Origin of the sequence: Streptomyces sp. NPDC050548 (assembly GCF_044457385.1) — a bacterium.
GTDB lineage: Bacteria > Actinomycetota > Actinomycetes > Streptomycetales > Streptomycetaceae > Streptomyces.
Map to the genome: position 1 here is coordinate 481,771 of NZ_JBITGV010000004.1, position 18,367 is coordinate 500,137.

The 18,367-nt window shown below is 72.5% G+C and carries 11 protein-coding genes; 8 read left to right on the plus strand and 3 right to left on the minus strand.

What is annotated here, in order from left to right; all coding sequences use genetic code 11:
* The first annotated feature begins 44 nt into the window (after nucleotides 1–44).
* The 6 genes from infB (at nucleotide 45) to ACIBJH_RS15450 (ending at nucleotide 9,901) form a co-directional block, all read left to right on the plus strand.
* Nucleotides 45–3,221: a translation initiation factor IF-2 gene (infB, locus tag ACIBJH_RS15425; RefSeq protein WP_399117324.1), complete on the plus strand. Its 3,177-nt coding sequence runs from the start codon at nucleotides 45–47 to the stop codon at nucleotides 3,219–3,221.
* A 136-nt stretch (nucleotides 3,222–3,357) separates the two neighbouring features.
* Nucleotides 3,358–3,651 (plus strand): DUF503 domain-containing protein, encoded by a 294-nt coding sequence (locus ACIBJH_RS15430; protein WP_018531172.1) that lies wholly within the window; start codon nucleotides 3,358–3,360, stop codon nucleotides 3,649–3,651.
* A gap of 38 nt (nucleotides 3,652–3,689) precedes the next feature.
* The gene (rbfA, locus tag ACIBJH_RS15435) at nucleotides 3,690–4,142 is read left to right on the plus strand and encodes a 30S ribosome-binding factor RbfA (protein WP_399117325.1); all 453 of its coding nucleotides are present in this window, start codon (nucleotides 3,690–3,692) and stop codon (nucleotides 4,140–4,142) included.
* Complete coding sequence (truB, locus tag ACIBJH_RS15440) at nucleotides 4,139–5,044, plus strand: tRNA pseudouridine(55) synthase TruB (protein WP_399117326.1); 906 nt, start codon at nucleotides 4,139–4,141, stop codon at nucleotides 5,042–5,044. Before rbfA ends, truB begins: the two co-directional genes overlap by 4 nt.
* Nucleotides 5,045–5,448: 404 nt before the next feature.
* Nucleotides 5,449–8,811: a trypsin-like peptidase domain-containing protein gene (locus ACIBJH_RS15445; RefSeq protein WP_399117327.1), complete on the plus strand. Its 3,363-nt coding sequence runs from the start codon at nucleotides 5,449–5,451 to the stop codon at nucleotides 8,809–8,811.
* Between the two features lie 139 nt (nucleotides 8,812–8,950).
* Nucleotides 8,951–9,901, plus strand: coding sequence for a bifunctional riboflavin kinase/FAD synthetase (locus ACIBJH_RS15450; protein WP_200714800.1), 951 nt, complete (start codon nucleotides 8,951–8,953; stop codon nucleotides 9,899–9,901).
* 69 nt (nucleotides 9,902–9,970) lie between these two features.
* Here the strand turns inward: ACIBJH_RS15450 and ACIBJH_RS15455 are convergent, their stop codons facing one another.
* The 3 genes from ACIBJH_RS15455 to eccE all read right to left on the minus strand — a co-directional run bounded on the left by ACIBJH_RS15455 (nucleotide 9,971) and on the right by eccE (nucleotide 15,322).
* Entirely contained in the window at nucleotides 9,971–12,907 is a 2,937-nt protein-coding gene (locus tag ACIBJH_RS15455; protein ID WP_399117328.1) for an SCO5717 family growth-regulating ATPase, read from the minus strand.
* A gap of 346 nt (nucleotides 12,908–13,253) precedes the next feature.
* On the minus strand, nucleotides 13,254–14,009 hold the full coding sequence (locus tag ACIBJH_RS15460) for a hypothetical protein (protein WP_399117329.1): 756 nt from the start codon (nucleotides 14,007–14,009) through the stop codon (nucleotides 13,254–13,256).
* Nucleotides 14,009–15,322 carry a type VII secretion protein EccE gene (gene eccE / locus ACIBJH_RS15465; RefSeq protein ID WP_399117330.1) on the minus strand — a complete coding sequence of 438 codons (1,314 nt, stop codon included), beginning with the start codon at nucleotides 15,320–15,322 and terminating at the stop codon, nucleotides 14,009–14,011. Before eccE ends, ACIBJH_RS15460 begins: the two co-directional genes overlap by 1 nt.
* 216 nt (nucleotides 15,323–15,538) lie before the next feature.
* Between eccE and eccB the strand changes: the two genes are divergently transcribed.
* Nucleotides 15,539–17,071 carry a type VII secretion protein EccB gene (gene eccB / locus ACIBJH_RS15470; protein ID WP_399117331.1) on the plus strand — a complete coding sequence of 511 codons (1,533 nt, stop codon included), beginning with the start codon at nucleotides 15,539–15,541 and terminating at the stop codon, nucleotides 17,069–17,071.
* Nucleotides 17,072–17,096: 25 nt separating this feature from the next.
* Nucleotides 17,097–18,353: a type VII secretion-associated serine protease mycosin gene (mycP, locus tag ACIBJH_RS15475; RefSeq protein ID WP_399117332.1), complete on the plus strand. Its 1,257-nt coding sequence runs from the start codon at nucleotides 17,097–17,099 to the stop codon at nucleotides 18,351–18,353.
* The last annotated feature ends 14 nt before the right edge of the window (nucleotides 18,354–18,367 follow it).

An 18,367-nucleotide genomic window follows, 5' to 3' on the forward strand; every position in this document is an offset into this window, starting at 1 on the left:
GAAGTAGCGACGGTCCGGACGCACCCGGACCTAAAAGGAGCGAAGTGGCTAAGGTCCGGGTATACGAACTCGCCAAGGAGTTCGGGGTGGAGAGCAAGGTCGTCATGGCCAAGCTCCAAGAACTCGGTGAATTTGTCCGTTCGGCGTCCTCGACGATCGAGGCGCCCGTTGTACGCAAGCTGACAGACGCCCTCCAGCAGGGCAGCGGAGGCGGCAAGCCCGCCCCCGCACGCAAGGCTGCCCCGGCCCGTCCGGGAGCCCCCTCTCCGGCGCAGGGTGCCCGTCCGGGCCCCGCCGCGCCGCGTCCGCCGGCCCCGAAGCCGGTCGTCGCCGAGAGCCCCGCCGCGGCTGCCGCCGCTCCGGCCGCTCCCGCGGCTCCGGCCTCCACCGGTGGCCCCCGTCCGGGCCCGCGGCCCGCGCCGCGGCCCGCCCCGGTCTCGCCGGCGCCCACCGCGCCCGAGTTCACCGCGCCTCCGGCGGCTCCCGCGGCTCCGGCCGCCCCTGCCTCCACCGGCGGCTCCGCACCTCGTCCGGGCGCCCCGCGTCCGGCGAGCCAGGCGCCCCGTCCGGGCGCTGCCCGTCCGGCCGGTCCCGGCCAGGGCGGCCAGGGTCGTGGCGACCGCCCCGAGCGTGGCGGCGACCGTCCCGGCGCCCCGCGTCCGAGCGGCCAGGGCGCACGCCCCGGTGCTCGTCCGGCCGGTCCCCGTCCGGGCAACAACCCGTTCACCTCCGGCGGCTCCACCGGCATGGCGCGCCCCGGTGCGCCCCGTCCCGGTGCCCCGCGTCCCGGCGGCCAGGACCGCCCGGGTGGTGCTCCCGGCGGCGCTCCGCGTCCGCAGGGTGCCGGTCAGGGCGGTCCCCGTCCCCAGGGTGCTTCGGGCGGTCCCCGTCCCGGTGCTCCGGGTGGCGCGCGTCCGACCCCCGGCGGCATGCCCCGCCCGCAGGGCGGCGCTCCGCGTCCGGGCGGTGGCCCCGGTGGCAACCGTCCGAACCCCGGCATGATGCCGCAGCGTCCCGCTGCGGGTAGCCCCCGTCCCGGTGGCGGCCCCGGTGGCCGTGGTCCCGGTGCCGGCGGCGGTCGTCCCGGCGGTCCCGGTGGCGGCGGCGGTCGTCCCGGTGGTGGCGGCGGCTTCGCCGGTCGTCCCGGTGGCGGCGGTGGCGGTTTCGCCGGTCGTCCCGCGGGTCCCGGTGGCGGTGGCGGCGGTTTCGCCGGCCGTCCGGGTGCTCCCGCCGGTGGCGGCGGTGGCCGTCCCGGCTTCGGCGGTCGTCCCGGTGGTCCGGGTGGCCGTGGTGGCACACAGGGCGCCTTCGGTCGTCCCGGTGGTCCCGCGCGTCGTGGTCGCAAGTCGAAGCGGCAGAGGCGCCAGGAGTACGAGGCCATGCAGGCCCCGTCGGTCGGCGGTGTGATGCTGCCTCGTGGCAACGGACAGTCCGTCCGTCTGTCGCGCGGTGCCTCGCTCACCGACTTCGCCGAGAAGATCAACGCCAACCCGGCGTCGCTCGTCGGCGTGATGATGAACCTCGGCGAGATGGTCACTGCCACGCAGTCCGTCTCCGACGAGACGCTGAAGCTCCTCGCGGACGAGATGAACTTCGTCCTGGAGATCGTCAGCCCGGAGGAGGAGGACCGCGAGCTTCTTGAGTCCTTCGACATCGAGTTCGGCGAGGACGAGGGTGGCGAGGAGTTCCTCGTCGCGCGTCCGCCGGTCGTGACCGTCATGGGTCACGTCGACCACGGTAAGACCCGACTGCTGGACACCATCCGCAAGACGAACGTCGTCGCGGGCGAGGCCGGCGGTATCACGCAGCACATCGGCGCGTACCAGGTCACCACCGAGGTCAACGACGAAGAGCGCAAGATCACCTTCATCGACACCCCGGGCCACGAGGCGTTCACCGCCATGCGTGCCCGTGGTGCCAAGTCGACCGACATCGCGATCCTCGTGGTGGCGGCCAACGACGGTGTGATGCCCCAGACGATCGAGGCGCTGAACCACGCCAAGGCGGCCGACGTGCCGATCGTGGTCGCGGTCAACAAGATCGACGTCGAGGGCGCCGACCCGACCAAGGTGCGCGGTCAGCTCACCGAGTTCGGTCTGGTGGCCGAGGAGTACGGCGGCGACACCATGTTCGTCGACATCTCCGCCAAGCAGGGTCTGAACATCGACCAGCTGCTGGAGGCCGTGGTCCTCACCGCGGACGCCTCGCTCGACCTGCGGGCCAACCCGGAGCAGGACGCGCAGGGCATCGCGATCGAGTCCCACCTGGACCGTGGCCGCGGCGCCGTCGCGACCGTCCTGGTCCAGCGCGGCACCCTGCGGGTCGGCGACACCATGGTGGTCGGCGACGCCTACGGCCGTGTCCGCGCGATGCTCGACGACAAGGGCGACAACGTGGAAGAGGCGGGTCCCTCGACCCCGGTCCTCGTCCTCGGACTCACCAACGTCCCGGGCGCCGGCGACAACTTCCTCGTCGTCGACGAGGACCGCACGGCCCGTCAGATCGCCGAGAAGCGCGCGGCGCGCGAGCGCAACGCCAACTTCGCCCGGCGCGGAGTCCGGTTCTCCCTGGAGAACCTGGACGAGGCCCTCAAGGCCGGTCTGGTGCAGGAACTCAACCTCATCATCAAGGGCGACGCGTCCGGTTCGGTGGAGGCTCTTGAGTCCTCGCTGCTCCAGCTCGACGTCGGCGACGAGGTCGACATCCGCGTCCTGCACCGCGGTGTGGGTGCGGTCACCGAGTCGGACATCGACCTGGCGACCGGCTCCGACGCGATCGTCATCGGCTTCAACGTCCGCGCCGCGGGCCGCGCGGCGCAGATGGCGGAGCGCGAGGGCGTCGACGTCCGGTACTACTCGGTGATCTACCAGGCCATCGAGGAGATCGAGGCGGCCCTGAAGGGCATGCTCAAGCCGGAGTACGAGGAGGTCGAGCTCGGTACGGCGGAGATCCGCGAGGTCTTCAAGTCGTCCAAGCTGGGCAACATCGCCGGTGTCCTGGTCCGCTCCGGAGAGGTCAAGCGCAACACCAAGGCGCGCCTCGTCCGCGACGGCAAGGTCATCGCGGAGAGCCTCACCATCTCCGGTCTGCGTCGCTTCAAGGACGACGTCACCGAGATCCGCGAAGGGTTCGAGGGCGGTATCAACCTCGGCAACTTCAACGACATCAAGGTCGACGACGTCATCGCGACGTACGAGATGCGCGAGAAGCCTCGCGGCTGACCGTCACAGCACGCGATCGGGGCCGGTCGGCGGGAGAGAATTCCGTCGATCGGCCCCGGCCGTTGCGTGTACGGTTCCTGTATCGGCGTCCGAGACCGGCGCCCATACCCCGAACCGGCGGGACATCCGGACACACATGTATGTGGGGACTCTGTCCTTCGATCTGCTCCTCGGCGACGTCCACTCGCTGAAGGAGAAACGCTCTCTCGTCCGTCCGATCGTGGCCGAACTCCAGCGCAAGTACGCGGTGAGCGCGGCCGAGACGGGCAACCAGGACCTTCATCGCAGGGCCGAGATCGGGCTCGCGGTGGTCTCCGGGGACACGGGACACCTCACCGACGTACTGGACCGCTGCGAGCGACTCGTCGCCGGGCGGCCCGAGGTGGAACTGCTCTCGGTTCGACGCAGGCTCCACAGCGACGAAGACTGAAGCAAGCAGCAAGACGTAGTTACTAAGGAGACGGACCAGTGGCCGACAACGCGCGCGCCAAGAGGCTGGCGGACCTCATCCGAGAGGTGGTGGCCAAGAAGCTGCAGCGCGGGATCAAGGATCCGCGGCTCGGCACGCACGTCACCATCACGGACACCCGGGTGACGGGTGACCTGCGGGAGGCGACCGTCTTCTACACGGTGTACGGGGACGACGAGGTGCGGGCCGAGGCGGCCGCCGGTCTGGAGAGCGCCAAGGGCGTGCTCCGCTCGGCCGTGGGTGCCGCGGCCGGCGTGAAGTTCACGCCGACCCTCACCTTCGTCGCGGACGCCCTGCCGGACACCGCCAAGACCATCGAGGACCTCCTCGACAAGGCCCGGCAGTCCGACGAGAAGGTGCGCGAGGTCTCGGCGGGCGCCGCCTACGCCGGTGACGCCGACCCGTACAAGAAGCCGGGCGAGGACGACGACGAGGACGACGCCGCCGAATGACGCAGAAGACCCAGACGCCCGACGGCCTTGTCATCGTGGACAAGCCGTCGGGCTTCACCTCGCACGACGTGGTCGCCAAGATGCGCGGCATCGCCCGCACCCGCCGCGTCGGGCACGCCGGCACCCTCGACCCCATGGCCACGGGCGTACTCGTCCTCGGTGTCGAGAAGGCGACAAAGCTCCTCGGCCATCTCGCGCTGACGGAGAAGGAGTACCTGGGCACGATCCGCCTGGGCCAGAACACCCTGACCGACGACGCCGAGGGCGAGATCACGGGGTCGGTCGACGCCTCGAAGGTCACCCGCGAGGCCGTCGACGCCGGGATCGCCAAGCTCAGCGGCCAGATCATGCAGGTCCCTTCCAAAGTCAGCGCCATCAAGATCAACGGTGTGCGCTCCTACAAACGGGCCCGCGACGGCGAGGACTTCGAGATCCCCGCCCGCCCCGTCACCATCTCCTCCTTCGCGGTCTACGACGTCCGGGACGCCGTCGCCGAGGACGGCACCCCCGTCCTGGACCTGGTGGTCTCGGTGGTCTGCTCGTCCGGCACCTACATCCGGGCGCTCGCCCGCGACCTGGGCGCGGACCTCGGCGTGGGCGGCCACCTGACCGCCCTGCGCCGCACCCGCGTCGGCCCGTACAAGCTGGACTCGGCCAGGACCCTGGACCAGCTCCAGGAGGAGCTGACCGTGATGCCGATCGCGGAGGCCGCCGAAGCCGCGTTCCCGCGCTGGTCGGTGGACGAGCGGCGGGCCAAGCTGCTGCTCAACGGAGTCCGCCTGGACATCCCCGAGGAGTACACGGGCGTCGGCGCGGTCGGCGTCTTCGACCCCGAGGGGCGCTTCCTGGCGCTCGTCGAGGAGCAGAAGGGCAAGGCCAAGAGCCTCGCCGTCTTCGCCTGAGTGACACCCCCGGAGACTTCTCCGGGGGCTCAACTCCCGCCCGTGGAGCGGCGGTCACGGGGTCCACGTTCCCGCCGCTCCACGGTCCCCCCTCGGTTCCCCCACCCCTAGGGTGTATCCAACGCTCCGCGTCTATTCACCCACCTGGGCAGGCGCTCGGAGTGAACCGAGGGAGCGGAAGGGGGCGCGTTCACCACGCGATCTGTCCCGCCGATCACGCCACGCCTACCGTCGAACACAGGGCAGGGGTACAGCGGGGAGGTTCGACCATGGTGGGACGGGGCCCGCGGCGATCCACCGGGGGCGATGCGACAGCGCCCCAAAGGGGCGCGGGGAACTGCGCGACCAACCACGACGGCGCCGCAGAGGAACGACGGCACATCGCGGCCCCAGCGGAGCGCCTCGTGCGGATCCGCGATCTGGCCGGACGCCCGCGCGGCACCGGATTCGTCGCCGACCACCACGGCACGGTGATCACCAGCCACGAGGCCGTCGACGGACTGCCCCGGCTCGTCCTGCACGCCGCCGGCGACCGCAGCTGCCTGGTGACCGCCGACGCGGTGACCCCGCTGCCCGACCTCGACCTGGCCCTCGTCCGCACCGAGGGACTCGGCGTCGACCCGCTCCCCGTCACCGTCCGGGACCGGATCGAGACCGGTACCTACGTCCGGATCGCCGCGGGCTGCTGGCGCGAGGCCCGCGTCCTGGGCGCGACCTCCGTCACGTATACGGCCACCGACCGCTTCCATCTCCTCGACGACGCACTGGAGTTGGCGATCGGCACGTCCGGCCGGGACGCACTGCGGCTGGGCGGCGGAGCGGCCGGCGGACCGGTCCTCGACACGGTGACCGGCGCGGTGGTCGCCGTTCTCGGCACAGCGCTGCAGTCCGGCCAACGGGACACGGGCTTCGCGGTACCCCTGCGCGCGCCCGACGGCCCCCTGGCCGAACTCCTCGCCCGCAACGCGGCGACCGTGCCCGCGTACGGCGCCGACCTCAATCTGGCGGGCGTGCTGGAACTGACGGCCACCTCGGTGGGCTCGGACGGCCCGCCCGGCACACTCGCGGGCTTCGTCGGCCGCGACCGCGACGGCTCATACGTGCCGCAGCCGGTCGAACGCCCTGCGGTGGCAAGGGAGTTCGCCCGCTTCACCGCGAGCCCGGCCGCGGTGCTCGGCCTCGTCGGGCCCCCGGGCAGCGGCCGTACGACGGAACTCGCGGCGTTCGCCGCCAGGCGCGGCGGCGGAGCGGAACCGGCCCCCACGCTCTGGCTGCGCGGCGCCGATCTGCGCGACGGCGACGCGTCGGTGGCGGACGCGGTACGGCGGACGGTGGAGCGGGCGGCCCGCATCCTGGCCGCGTCCGTCGCCCTGCCCGGCGGCCTCGGAGACGTCGGCCCGGAGCGGCTGGCGCGGGTCGCGGGCGACGCCGGGAGGCCGCTGCTGCTGCTTCTCGACGGGCCCGAGGAGATGCCGCCCGTGCTGGCCCACCGGCTGGAGGAGTGGACCCGGGGGACGGGGGAGTGGCTGCGGGAGAGCGGGGCGCGGTTGGTGGTGGGGTGCGGGGTGGAGTACTGGGAAGGGGCGGGGTTTTCAAGGGAGTTGCTGTACGGAGGGGACACCTCGGAGAGTTGCGTGCGCCTGGGTGACCTGCGGGACGACGAAGCCCGACAGGCCCGCGCAGCCTACGCCGTCCCCGAGGACGCCCTCGCCGACCCCGACTCTCGTCACCCCCTCACCCTCCGCCTCCTCTCCGAGGTGCTCGCCGCAATGCCCACCGCCCCCGCTGCCCCACTCCACCGCGACGACGTGTTCGCGGCCTACCTCGACCTCATGTGCCTCCGCATCGCCGTCCGCCTCGCCGCCGAGAACGGCCTGCGCGGCACCGCCGTACGACGGCTCGCCGCCAAGGTGTCCGGGCAGGTGCACGAGGCGGCGCGGCGCAGTCTCGGGCCGGGGCAGGGGGAGTTGGGCCGGGAGGCGTTCGAGGCGGTGTTCCCGTGGGGGCCGGCGCCGGCGCGGCTCGGGGGCGGTACCGGGTGGGCGTCCGCCGTCCTCACCGAGGGGCTCCTCGTGCCGGCCGGCAGTGGATACCGCTTCGCCCACGAGGAGTTGGCCGACTGGATCCAGGGCACGCACCTCGACCTCGACGAGGCGCTGCACGCTCTCGTGCACCGCCCGCGCACCCAGCGGGCCGCGCATCTCCTCCCCGTCCCGCACCACCGCATCGGCCCCGTCGTCCAGGCCCTGCTGCTCCTCGCCCGCGAGCACGGGACCGGCCAACTCGCGCTGAGGCTCAAGGAGTTGGCGCAGGCTCTCGACGCCGACCCGCACTCCTGGTGGGCCGCGCGGCTGCTCGCGGAGGTGCTGGTACGGATGCCCGACGCGGCGCCGTACACCGGTGTACTGCGGCTGCTCGCCGACCAGTTGGTGGGGCGACGGCAGCAACAGGGCGACGTACCGGCGGAGTTCGGGCCGGAGTTCTGGACCTCGCTCGCGCTGCCGGAGGCCGAGCGGTTCGAGTTGCTGCGGCGGCTGGTGCTCGCCGACGGTGCTCCGCAGGACGGCGGCGGGCCCCGATTCCTGGACACCGCCGCCGAGTTGCTCGCCGCCGACCCCGCCGCCGTACAGCCGCTGCTGACGCGGTGGTTCGACGACGAGCGGCCGTTGCCCGCGACCCCGCACGCGACGGTGGCGACGGCCGCGCAGGCCCTGCTGCACACGCATCGGCGGCGGGCGCTGGACGATCTGACCGAGGTGCTGGTCGGCTGTGCGCACGGGCGGGCCGACGAACTCCTCGCCGTGCTCGCCGAGGAGGAGCCGTCGGCCGTGTGCCGGGCCGTGGACCGGTGGGCGCACGACGAGCGGCCGGGGCGGCGGGTGGCGGCGGTGGCGTACGGGCTGCGGGCCGCACCGCACGTACGGACCGAGGCAGACCGTGAACTCCTGCGCTATGCCGCCCAGTTCCTGCTGGCCCGGCCCGCCGACCGCTCCCTGCACGGCGGCGCACTCGCCCTCCTCGTCCGCGATCCGCACACCCGCGCCCGCCATCTCCCGCAGGCGCTGCGGCACTTCGCGTCCGGCGACCCGCAGTTCCCGCCGAGCGCGCTGGCCGCCGCCCTCACCACCCACTCCGCCCCCGTCCTCGAAGCCTTCCGGGCCCGGCTGCACGGACCGGACGCGGGCGAGGCGGTCCGCACACTCGCGGACGTCACGACCCCCGCCCTCGCCCGCCGGGCCGCCGCCCTGGTCCGCGAGACCGTCGTACGGTGGCCGGAGACGGCCGCCCACCTCGGGGTCTACGTCGACCGGTGCCTCGACCACGGACCCACCGCACGGGCCGTCCTCCTCCCCCTGGTCACCGGCCTGCTCGACGGCGGCCCGGAACCGGTGCGGACGGTCCTCGCCGCCGTGCTCGCCGCGCCCGGCGCCCCCGCCTCGCGGCCGCTGCGCCGCGAACTCCTGGAGTTCCTGCTCGCGCACGAGCACGACCCCGCCGTCCTGGACGCGCTGCTGCACGCGGCGGCCCGGCGCGACGACGACGGGCTCCGCGACCTCGTCCACCGGACCGGGCGGCTGCTCGTCCGCACCCCCGCCGGAGCGACCCGTTTCGACCGCGGGCTCGTCGACCTCGGCCGCCAGGTGCCGGGTTTCGCCGCCCTGATGGCCCGCTGGCTCGCGGACACCCCGGAGGACTGGGCCGCGGTGGTCGGACCCAGCACGCGACGCATGATCGAGAACCTGGCCGGAGTGGGGGTTCCCGCCTAGCCGCCTTCGTACGTGCGCCCGGTCACAGCCACCATGCCGATGCGGGCCGGAAGCCCCCGGCATGGCACCCTTAGACCTGCGTAAGAGGTCAACGACACAGGTCTACATCCGGACACGGGTTCGATGAGGAGCGGTCACAGTGCAGCGCTGGCGTGGCTTGGAGGACATCCCCGAGGACTGGGGGCGCAGCGTCGTCACCATCGGTTCTTATGACGGGGTCCACCGCGGGCACCAGCTGATCATCCGGCATGCCGTGGAACGCGCCCGTGAGCTGGGCGTTCCCTCCGTCGTCGTCACCTTCGACCCGCACCCCAGCGAGGTCGTGCGCCCCGGCAGCCACCCCCCGCTGCTCGCCCCGCACCACCGCCGTGCCGAACTGATGGCCGAGCTGGGTGTCGACGCGGCGCTGATCCTGCCGTTCACCAAAGAGTTCTCCAAGCTGTCCCCGGCCGACTTCGTGGTCAAGGTCCTGGTGGACAAGCTGCACGCGAAAGCGGTCGTGGAGGGCCCCAACTTCCGCTTCGGCCACAAGGCCGCGGGCAATGTGGCCTTCCTGATCGAGCAGGGCCGGACATACGACTTCGAGGTAGAGGTGGTGGATCTTTACGTGAGCGGTGCGGCGGGCGGTGGCGAGCCCTTCTCCTCCACACTGACCAGGCGGCTGGTCGCCGAGGGCGACGTCGAGGGCGCCCGCGAGATTCTCGGCCGTCCCCACCGGGTCGAGGGTGTCGTGGTACGCGGCGCCCAGCGCGGTCGCGAAATGGGCTTCCCGACGGCCAACGTCGAGACCCTGCCCCACACGGCGATCCCGGCGGACGGCGTCTACGCCGGTTACCTCCATGTCGAGGGCGAGGCCATGCCGGCCGCGATCTCCGTCGGCACGAACCCGCAGTTCGACGGCACCGAGCGCACGGTCGAGGCCTACGCCATCGACCGCGTCGGCCTCGACCTCTACGGCCTGCACGTCGCCGTCGACTTCCTCGCCTTCGTGCGCGGCCAGGCGAAGTTCGAGTCGCTGGAGGGCCTGCTGGAGCAGATCGCCCAGGACGTGAAGCGCTGCCGGGAGCTGATCTCGGCCGACGCCGGGTAACCACTCTCGTTTCTACGACGCCGAAGGGCGGCCGGTGCTTGTGGGCACCGGCCGCCCTTCGGCGTTCGGCTACTGCTGCGGGGGTGCGGACGGCGGGGGAGGCGGAACCTGGCCACCGTCCTGCTGGGGGTAACCGGGGTGCTGCGGGTACGGCTGCTGGGCCTGCTGTCCCGGGTGCTGCGGGTAGGGCTGCTGACCGTACGGCTGCCGGCCCGGCTGCGGTTGGGGTTGCTGCGGGGGGTACGGCTGCTGCTGGCCGGGAGCGGGCTGGCCCGGGTACGGCTGCTGCTGCGCCGGATAGCCCTGCTGACCGGGGTAGCCCTGCGCTCCCGGGTAACCCTGCTGGCCCGGCATCGGCGGGGCCAGCACCGGCGGGGGGTTGCCGTCGCTCGTCCACAGGCCGTGCATCTGCTGGTGGCGGACGAAGTCCTCGGCGACCAGGGCCGCGAGGTGGAAGTACGACTCCCGGACCTTCGGCCGCATCATGTCGAGGTCGACCTCCGCACCGGCGGCGAGATGCTCGTCGAACGGCACCACCACGACACCCCGGCAGCGCGTCTCGAAGTGGCTGACGATGTCCTCCACCTTGATCGTCTTGCCGGTCTCGCGCACCCCCGAGATGACGGTGAGCGAGCGCGACACGAGGTCCGCGTACCCGTGCGCCGACAGCCAGTCCAGCGTCGTACTCGCGCTGCTCGCACCGTCCACGGACGGCGTCGAGATGATGATGAGCTGGTCGGCGAGGTCCAGCACACCGCGCATGGCGCTGTAGAGCAGACCGGTACCGGAGTCGGTGAGGATGATCGGGTACTGCTTGCCCAGCACGTCGATCGCGCGCCGGTAGTCCTCGTCGTTGAAGGTCGTCGAGACGGCCGGGTCGACGTCGTTGGCGATGATCTCCAGACCGGAGGGCGCCTGGGACGTGAACCGGCGGATGTCCATGTACGAGTTGAGGTACGGGATCGCCTGGACCAGATCGCGGATGGTGGCACCGGTCTCGCGACGCACCCGGCGGCCGAGCGTGCCGGCGTCCGGGTTGGCGTCGATCGCGAGGATCTTGTCCTGGCGCTCGGTGGCGAGGGTCGAGCCCAGCGCGGTGGTGGTCGTGGTCTTGCCGACACCACCCTTGAGGCTGATGACCGCGATCCGGTAGCAGGACAGCACGGGCGTGCGGATCAGCTCCAACTTCCGCTGCCGCTCGGCCTCTTCCTTCTTGCCGCCCAGCTTGAACCGCGAGGACCCGGCACCCGGCCGGCCGCTCTTCGCCTTCTGCTTCTTGTTGTTGAGCAGCCGGTCCGAGGACAGTTCCACGGCGGCGGTGTAACCCAGCGGCGCGGCACCGGGGTTGACCGGCTGCCGGTGGTCGTGCTGCATGGGCTGCGGCCAGGCGGCACCGGTGCGGGGGTCGACCGGGGGCGTGGAGGGAGCCTGGGGGTGAGCCTGCGGCGGCAGCGGTTGCGGCTGCGCCTGCGGGGGCAGACCGGGGTGCCGCGGATCGCCCGCCGACTGTGGGTTGTGCTGTGGGTTGGGGGGCGCGTGCGGGGGCTGCGGCGCGTCGGACCAGGACTCCGGGGCGAAGCCGGGGCGGGGTGCCTCCTGCGCGGGGGCCTGGGGAAAGCCGTAGCCACCCTGCTGACCGGGCGGCGGCGGGAAGCCGTAACCGCCCTGCTGGTCCTGCGGGACGGGCCCGGGCCCGGCGTGCGGGGCGCCTTGCCGGTCCTGCGGCGCGGGCGGCGGGAAGCCGTAGCTGCCCTGTTGGTTGGGCGGGGTGCCCGGCTGGTTCTGCGGTGCCGGGGGCTGGGGGAAGCCGTAGCCGCTCTGCGGCGGGCCCTGTGGAGCGGGGGTGTGCCATGCGGCCGGTGCGGGCTGGGGTGTCTGGGGTGCCTGCGGCTGCTGGAACGCGGGCTGCTGCTGGGGCGGCGACGGCGGCTGGGGCGGCGCGGGGTTCAGGGCCGGGGGCTGCTGGGCCTGGGTCTGGGGCTGAGGTTGCGGCTGTGCCGGCCACTGGTCGGCCGGGGCCGGGGCGGCGGGTTGGTAGGACGGCGGCAGGGGCGGGACCTCGCTCTGCGGGGCCGGCGGGCGCGACCAGGCGGGCGGAAGGTCCGGTACGTCGCTGGGGGCACCCTTGGCCGGATCGGTGGCCGGGGCGGCAGCGGGCTGCGGGGAATCGGCCTCGGGTGCGGAGGCCGGGGCGTGGGTGTCGCTCGGCTCGTCCGTGGAGGCGGTGGCGGATGTTGAGGTGTCGTCGGTGCCTTCGTCCTCGGCATCGGCCGGGTTCGCGCTCTCCGGGTCGTCGACCGCGTCGTCCGCCTCCTGAGTGGACACCTCGGCGGCGTCGGGGCTCTCGGTGTCACCGTTCGCCGGGGCCTCCGCCGTTTCGCCGTCGGCCGGAAGCACCCCGCCGGGCACCTCACCCTCGGAACCTGCGGAACCCTCGAACTCCTCGTCCCCTGAGCCTGATTGCGCGCCAGGGGCATGGCCCGCAGAGCCCTCGGCCGGTGCTGGAACCGGAGTCGCAGCCACCGGGGCCTCCGCGCCGTTCGGTTCCGACGTGGGCCCGGTCACCCCGCCTTGCTCTGTGATCTCCCGCTTCAACGAGGCGGCCGAGATCCGCATGGTCGCACCGCTCACGAGGTCGCCGTGGTCCGCGTCCTCGTCGTCCTCGTCGGAGACCAGGGCCGCGGCTGTCCAGGCGGACGGGAAACCGGCGTTGCTCGGCAGCGCCGGTGTCGAGAACGGGAGGCCGACCGGGGACGGCGGCGGGGGCGGCGTGGCCGTACCGTTCGCCGGAGTCGACGTCGGCGTCGCGGGTGCCGCAGGCGGTGCGGGTGGCGCGGGCGTCGGCGATGCCTGCGCGGGCGTGCCCGACGAGTTCTGCGTGTACCAGGCCGGCGGGGCGTAGTCGATCGTGAACTCGCCCGTCATCTCGATGGCGGACTCGTCATCGGGCTGGTCATCGCCGGGCGTGGCCCAGCCCCCGCGGATCCCGTCCCGATCGCTGCTCACAATTCCTCCTGGTGTGGTCGAGCACCCTCATGCCGTGCTGGGGCGACCGTTCGTGACATCCGAATGTCCGATGCGCCGGGTCGTCCCCCTGAGCCCCTGCCCTGGGCGACGCACCACCCGCTCGCGGATACTCGTGACGTGCCCTGTCCCAGCCTAATCACCAAAACCGTGGACTCGGCAGGCCCGCCCATCCCTTCGTGCACACCCACACGATCGAGACCGGAGATAGCGGACCAAATCCCCCTGGAAATCGACCAATCGCGACAGCTCGGGCACTTCGATCCGCCGGATCCACCCCACCGGCGGCGGTCCGTCGGCCCGCCGTCGCTCCGCCGTCAGTCCGCCGTCAGTCCATGCGGCGGGCCGCGCCCAGCAGTCCGACCTCGGCGTCCGTCGGCTGGGTCATCACGTACTGCCGGTCCCGCTCCGTGCACCACAGCGTGACGCCTTCGGGCAGCGTCGGCAGTGACTCCAGGTCGGCGCGCGGCAGTCCGATCACGCGCCCGATCTCGGCCGCCTCGTCCGGCGACACCCGCTGCACACCCACCAGCCGCGCCTGGCGCATCAACCGGGGCGCCACCGGGCTGAGATACGGCAGCAGGGTCAGCACGGACTGCCAGGGCGCCGACGTCACCCGCCCGCGCGGGGGCCGCATACCGCAGTCCCGCACCACCAGCACGGGCGTGCCGGCGGAGGCGCCCTGCGGGGGGACGCGGCCGACGTCGTACACCGCGAGGCCGTTCTGTCCGCCGCCCATCGCGTGCACCATCTGCATCCAGGCCTGCGGCCGTCCGGTCTCGACGGCGACGCGTGCGCCCGTGGCCGCCGCGCGCAGCGCCAGCACCTGGGCCGTCCACAGGCCGCTGATGAGCAGGATGTCGTACGGCGTCGGGCGGTTGACCCCGAGCACGGCCGGCTTGCCCTCGGGGTCGATGCCCACGACCACGCCGTCGTCCCCGATGGGCAGGGACAGTGCCTCCACCTGGTCGACGGGCAGTGCGTGCCGGGGGTGGCGGGGGCCGAGCAGGCCGAAGCCGGTGCGCAGCCGCGAGGCGATGCCGGTGGTCCCGGGCTCTGTGTTCGTCATGGTCGTCACGGTCATCAGCGGGCACCTCCGAGAGGCAACGTGGCGAGGACGCCGGGGAGTTGTTCGCGGTCGAGGCGGGCCAGGCCGGTACGCGACTGCCGAGCCGCGTGCTCCAACTCGCGCCGGGCGTCGGTCAGTTCCTGGTTGCTGCGGCCGGTGATGCGCAGATGTCCGGTGAGCGCCACGTCCTGCCGCTCGCCGCGGGCCAGGGTCAGGCTGAAGGTCGTCGCCAGCGCGGGCACCGCCGTGAGTTGGGCCACGAGCTGTGCCAACGAGGTGCCGGACTCGCCCAGTTGGGGCCAGCGGCGCACCCAGTAGGTGGTGTGCCGGCGGTTGTCGCAGCGCCAACTGCGGCTGGACTCCTCGGTCCGCCGCTGCGGTGCCTCGCTCCGCCCGGCCTGCGCGGTCACCATCGGGTTGGCGCACGCGGAGGTGGCGATCGCGGCCGTCAGCTCCTCCTCGGTGAGCACGTTGGCGCGCAGACCGGCCCCGGACAGCCGGCTCGACAGATGCTCCGCCGACCGCACCAGGCACTTCTGCGCCCCGACGAGTCCGCCCCCGCGCGCGGCCACCGCCTCGGGGCACAGCTCCGGGTCGAGCTTCAGCGCGATCCAGGTGATACGGACGGCGGGGGAGCCCGTCTGGGCCTGCAGCGGCGCGTAGTTGCTCACCACGACCGACTGCTGGGGCAGATGCAGTGCGGGCGCGGGCTGGGTGTGCACCACGATCTGCGCCGATTCGAGGCGGATGCCGTCGACTTCGAGGGCGTCCCGGACCAGCCCCACGGGCAGCGGTCTGCGCCCGCGCTCGGCACGCAACGCGCCCGCGTCCGACTCCACTTGGAGCACCGCGGTGAGGAAGTCGCCGTCGCCGATCATCCCGACCGGCCGCTGGTCGCGGTCGTCACCGCGGTGGTAGCTGTACGTCCGCAGGCTCGGGTCGCACTCCACGGCGGGCGCGAGACCGGCGTCCGTCCCGGGCGGCACCGGGGTGTTGGCGGCCCGCCGCACCCGGGACCGCAGCGCCAGCAGCGTGCCCAGCCACTCCGGCAGGGAGCGCCCCCGGCGTCGTACGACAGCGAGGACCACGAGGAGGGCGGCGACCGCGGCCGCGGGCACGAGCGCGACCGGGCCGACGAGCCAGCCGGAGACCACGAGCGCCGCCGCGACCTCCAGCAGCACCAGCCGCTGGGTCGTGAACGAACCCCCGCGCCCCGAACGCGACTTCAGATGCGGCGTGAAGGCGCCGCGATACGGACCCGAAACGCTCACGCGATCTGCGCCGGCCGCTGATTGCGATCGCGACCGGTTCCGCGTTGCGGCAGCCATCACTCCAAAACCCCCGAACTCTCCCGAAATCCCTGCGATGTTCCCTGCGCGCCGGTCCTCTCAGGGCCCGAGCACCCTACCCGTGACACAAGCACACCCACGCAACAGGCATAGTAGGGGGCGGGTCTGACACCAGAGGTATCAGAGGCAATCGGGGGCAGTGGACGTATCTCCACAGGTCCTCCACGGCTCCGCACGGGGAGAGAGCGGACACAGATGGCATCACGGCGCGACGAACTCAACGCCTACACCTTCGCGAAGCGCCGTACGCTCGCGTCCTTCCTGCAGCCGTCCCCGACGGGCTCGGAAGAAGGCGCTCCGAAACCGCTGGGCGCGCTGGTGCCCGGTGTCATCGTCGGCGTGGTGATCCTCGCGGTGTTCGGCGGTATCGGCATGTTCAAGCCGACGGCTCCCCAGGGGTGGGCCGATGTCGAGTCGCACGTCATCGTCGCGAGCAAGTCGACCACCCGGTACGTGGTGCTGACCACCGGCAAGAACAAGCAGAAGCAGCTGCACCCGGTCCTCAACATGGCCTCCGCCAAACTCCTCCTGGATCCGAACAAGTCCAGCGTCATCACCGTCGACGAGAACGTCCTCGACAACGGCAAGCTCCCGCACGGCGCCACCATCGGCATCCCCTACGCCCCCGACCGCCTCCCCTCCTCCGACGAGGCCGAGGCCGCCAAGCGCTGGGCCGTGTGCGAGCGCCCCAGCGCCGGCGGACGCGCCATCCAGAAGGCGACGTTCGTCCTCGCGAAGAAGGAGTGGCCGAAGACGGAGGGCACCGGCAGGCTCTCCGGCGGAGACCTGATGTACGTCGTGGCCCCGGACGGCAAGACCCGGTACGTGGTCGACGCCCAGGGCACCGCCTACAAGATCGCCGATCCCTCGGACACCGAACTCCTCAAGGCCCTCGACACCCGCGGCCGCGCCCCGCAACGCGTGTCCCAGGAATGGCTCGACACCCTCCACAAGGGCGACGAGATCTCCATCCCGAAGATCACCGGCGGCACCCCGGGCACGAAGGCCGACGCGTCCACCCTCCTGGGGGACTACGACAAGGTCGGCGAGGTCATCAAGGCCTACGCAGGCCAGGTCATGCAGTACTACGTGGTGCTGCCCGGCAAGGTGGCCCGTATCTCCGAGTTCACCGCCACGCTCCTGCTCAACAGCGGCGACCTCGTCGACGTCGGCCAGGCGGGCGAGGCCCAGCAGGTCAGCCCCGGCGCGGTCGCCGACAGTACGACGTTCGACGCGGACAAGAACTGGCCGACGTACAAGCCGAAGACGGTCAACGACGGCACCAGCGCCACCAGCGGCCCCAACACCGTCTGCAATGTGCTGCGTTCGGTCGGCGCGGACAACAAGACCACCCTCTCCACCTGGGTCGGCACCGACTACCCGGCGCAGCTGCCCACCGGCTCCTCCAGCGCGTACGTCACCGCCGGTTCCGGCCAGCTCTTCCGCCAGGTCAAGGGCACCGAGGCGAAGGCGGGCCCGGTCTTCCTGGTCACCGACACCGGCCTGCGCTACGCCCTGCAGTCCAACAGCGACAGCGCCACCGACGACAGCGGCATCGGCACCACGGCCGCGCAGCGCAAGCAGGAGTTGAGCGAGGCCGAGATCGCGCAGACCCGCCTCGGCTACGAGAAGGTCACCCCCACGCCCGTTCCCGCCGAGTGGTCGACGTTCCTGCCGATGGGCCCCCGCCTGTCGGAGGCGGCGGCACGGCAGCCGCAGGGTTCGTGAGAGAAACGGGCGAGGGGTTCAACCGATGCTGATCGCGCGGATGTTGAGGGTCACGGTGGCGGCCTCGATGGTGGCCGTCCCCCTGTCGATGTCACCGTTGCTGGTGACTCCGGTGTGGGCGGACGACGGCCAGTGCACGTTCCCGTCGAAGGACTACACGGGCCGCCCGTGGGCCCTGCAGCGCGTCAATCTCGACGAGTTGTGGGCGGAGTCCACCGGCAAGGGCGTCAAGGTGGCCGTGATCGACACGGGCGTCGACGTGAAGAACAAGCAACTGAAGTCGGCCGTCGACGCGGCCAAGGGCGAGAACCTGCTGCCCACCAAGAACTCCAAGGGCGAGACGATCGACCGCGGCAACAGCCAGGGCACCACGGACACGGTCGGCCACGGCACGCGAGTGGCCGGCATCATCGCGGCCCGCCCCGCCAAGGGCACGGGCTTCGTGGGCCTGGCCCCCGACGCGACGATCATCCCGATCAAGCAGAACGACGCGGAGGGCGACGGCACGGCCGCCACCCTCGCGACGGCGATCCGCGACGCGGTGGCCAAGGGCGCGGACGTCATCAACATCTCCCAGGACACGGCGAACGCGGTGGCCCCCGACGACCGCCTCCGGCAGGCAGTGGACGCCGCCCTCGCGCAGCGGGTCGTGGTCGTCGCCTCCGCGGGCAACGACGGCCTCGGCGGCAACGTCAAGGTCACCTACCCGGCCTCCTACGACGGCGTCCTCGCCGTCGCGGCCTCCGACCGCAACAACGAACGCGCCTCCTTCTCCCAGTCCGGCGAGTTCGTCGGCGTGGCCGCGCCCGGCGTCGACATGATCTCCACGGTGCCCGGCGGCGGCCACTGCTCCGACAACGGTACGAGCTTCTCGGCGCCCTATGTCGCGGGCGTGGCAGCCCTGTTGAAGGCCAAGTACCCGCACTGGACGGCCCAGCAGGTCGTCGCCCAGATCGAACAGACCGCGGAACGCTCCATCTCCGGCCACGACCGCCTGGTCGGCTGGGGCGTCGTCGACCCGGTCAAGGCCCTCACGGACGTCGACCCCGAACACCCCGTGGAGTCCCCGGCCCCCGAGGGCGGAGTCTCCAAGGCCGAGGCCCCGTCGGTGACTCCACTCCACTTCGGCGAGACGGCGGACGAACGGAACACGCGGCTCGGCACGTATGTGGTCGTGGGCGGTCTGCTGGCGGTGGCGGGGCTCGGGGGGAGCGCGGTGGCGGTGCGGGATGCGCGGAGGCGGCGGGGGCGGGTCGCGGGGGGTGGCGGGGCGGGGAGTTGACGGGGGTGCCCGGT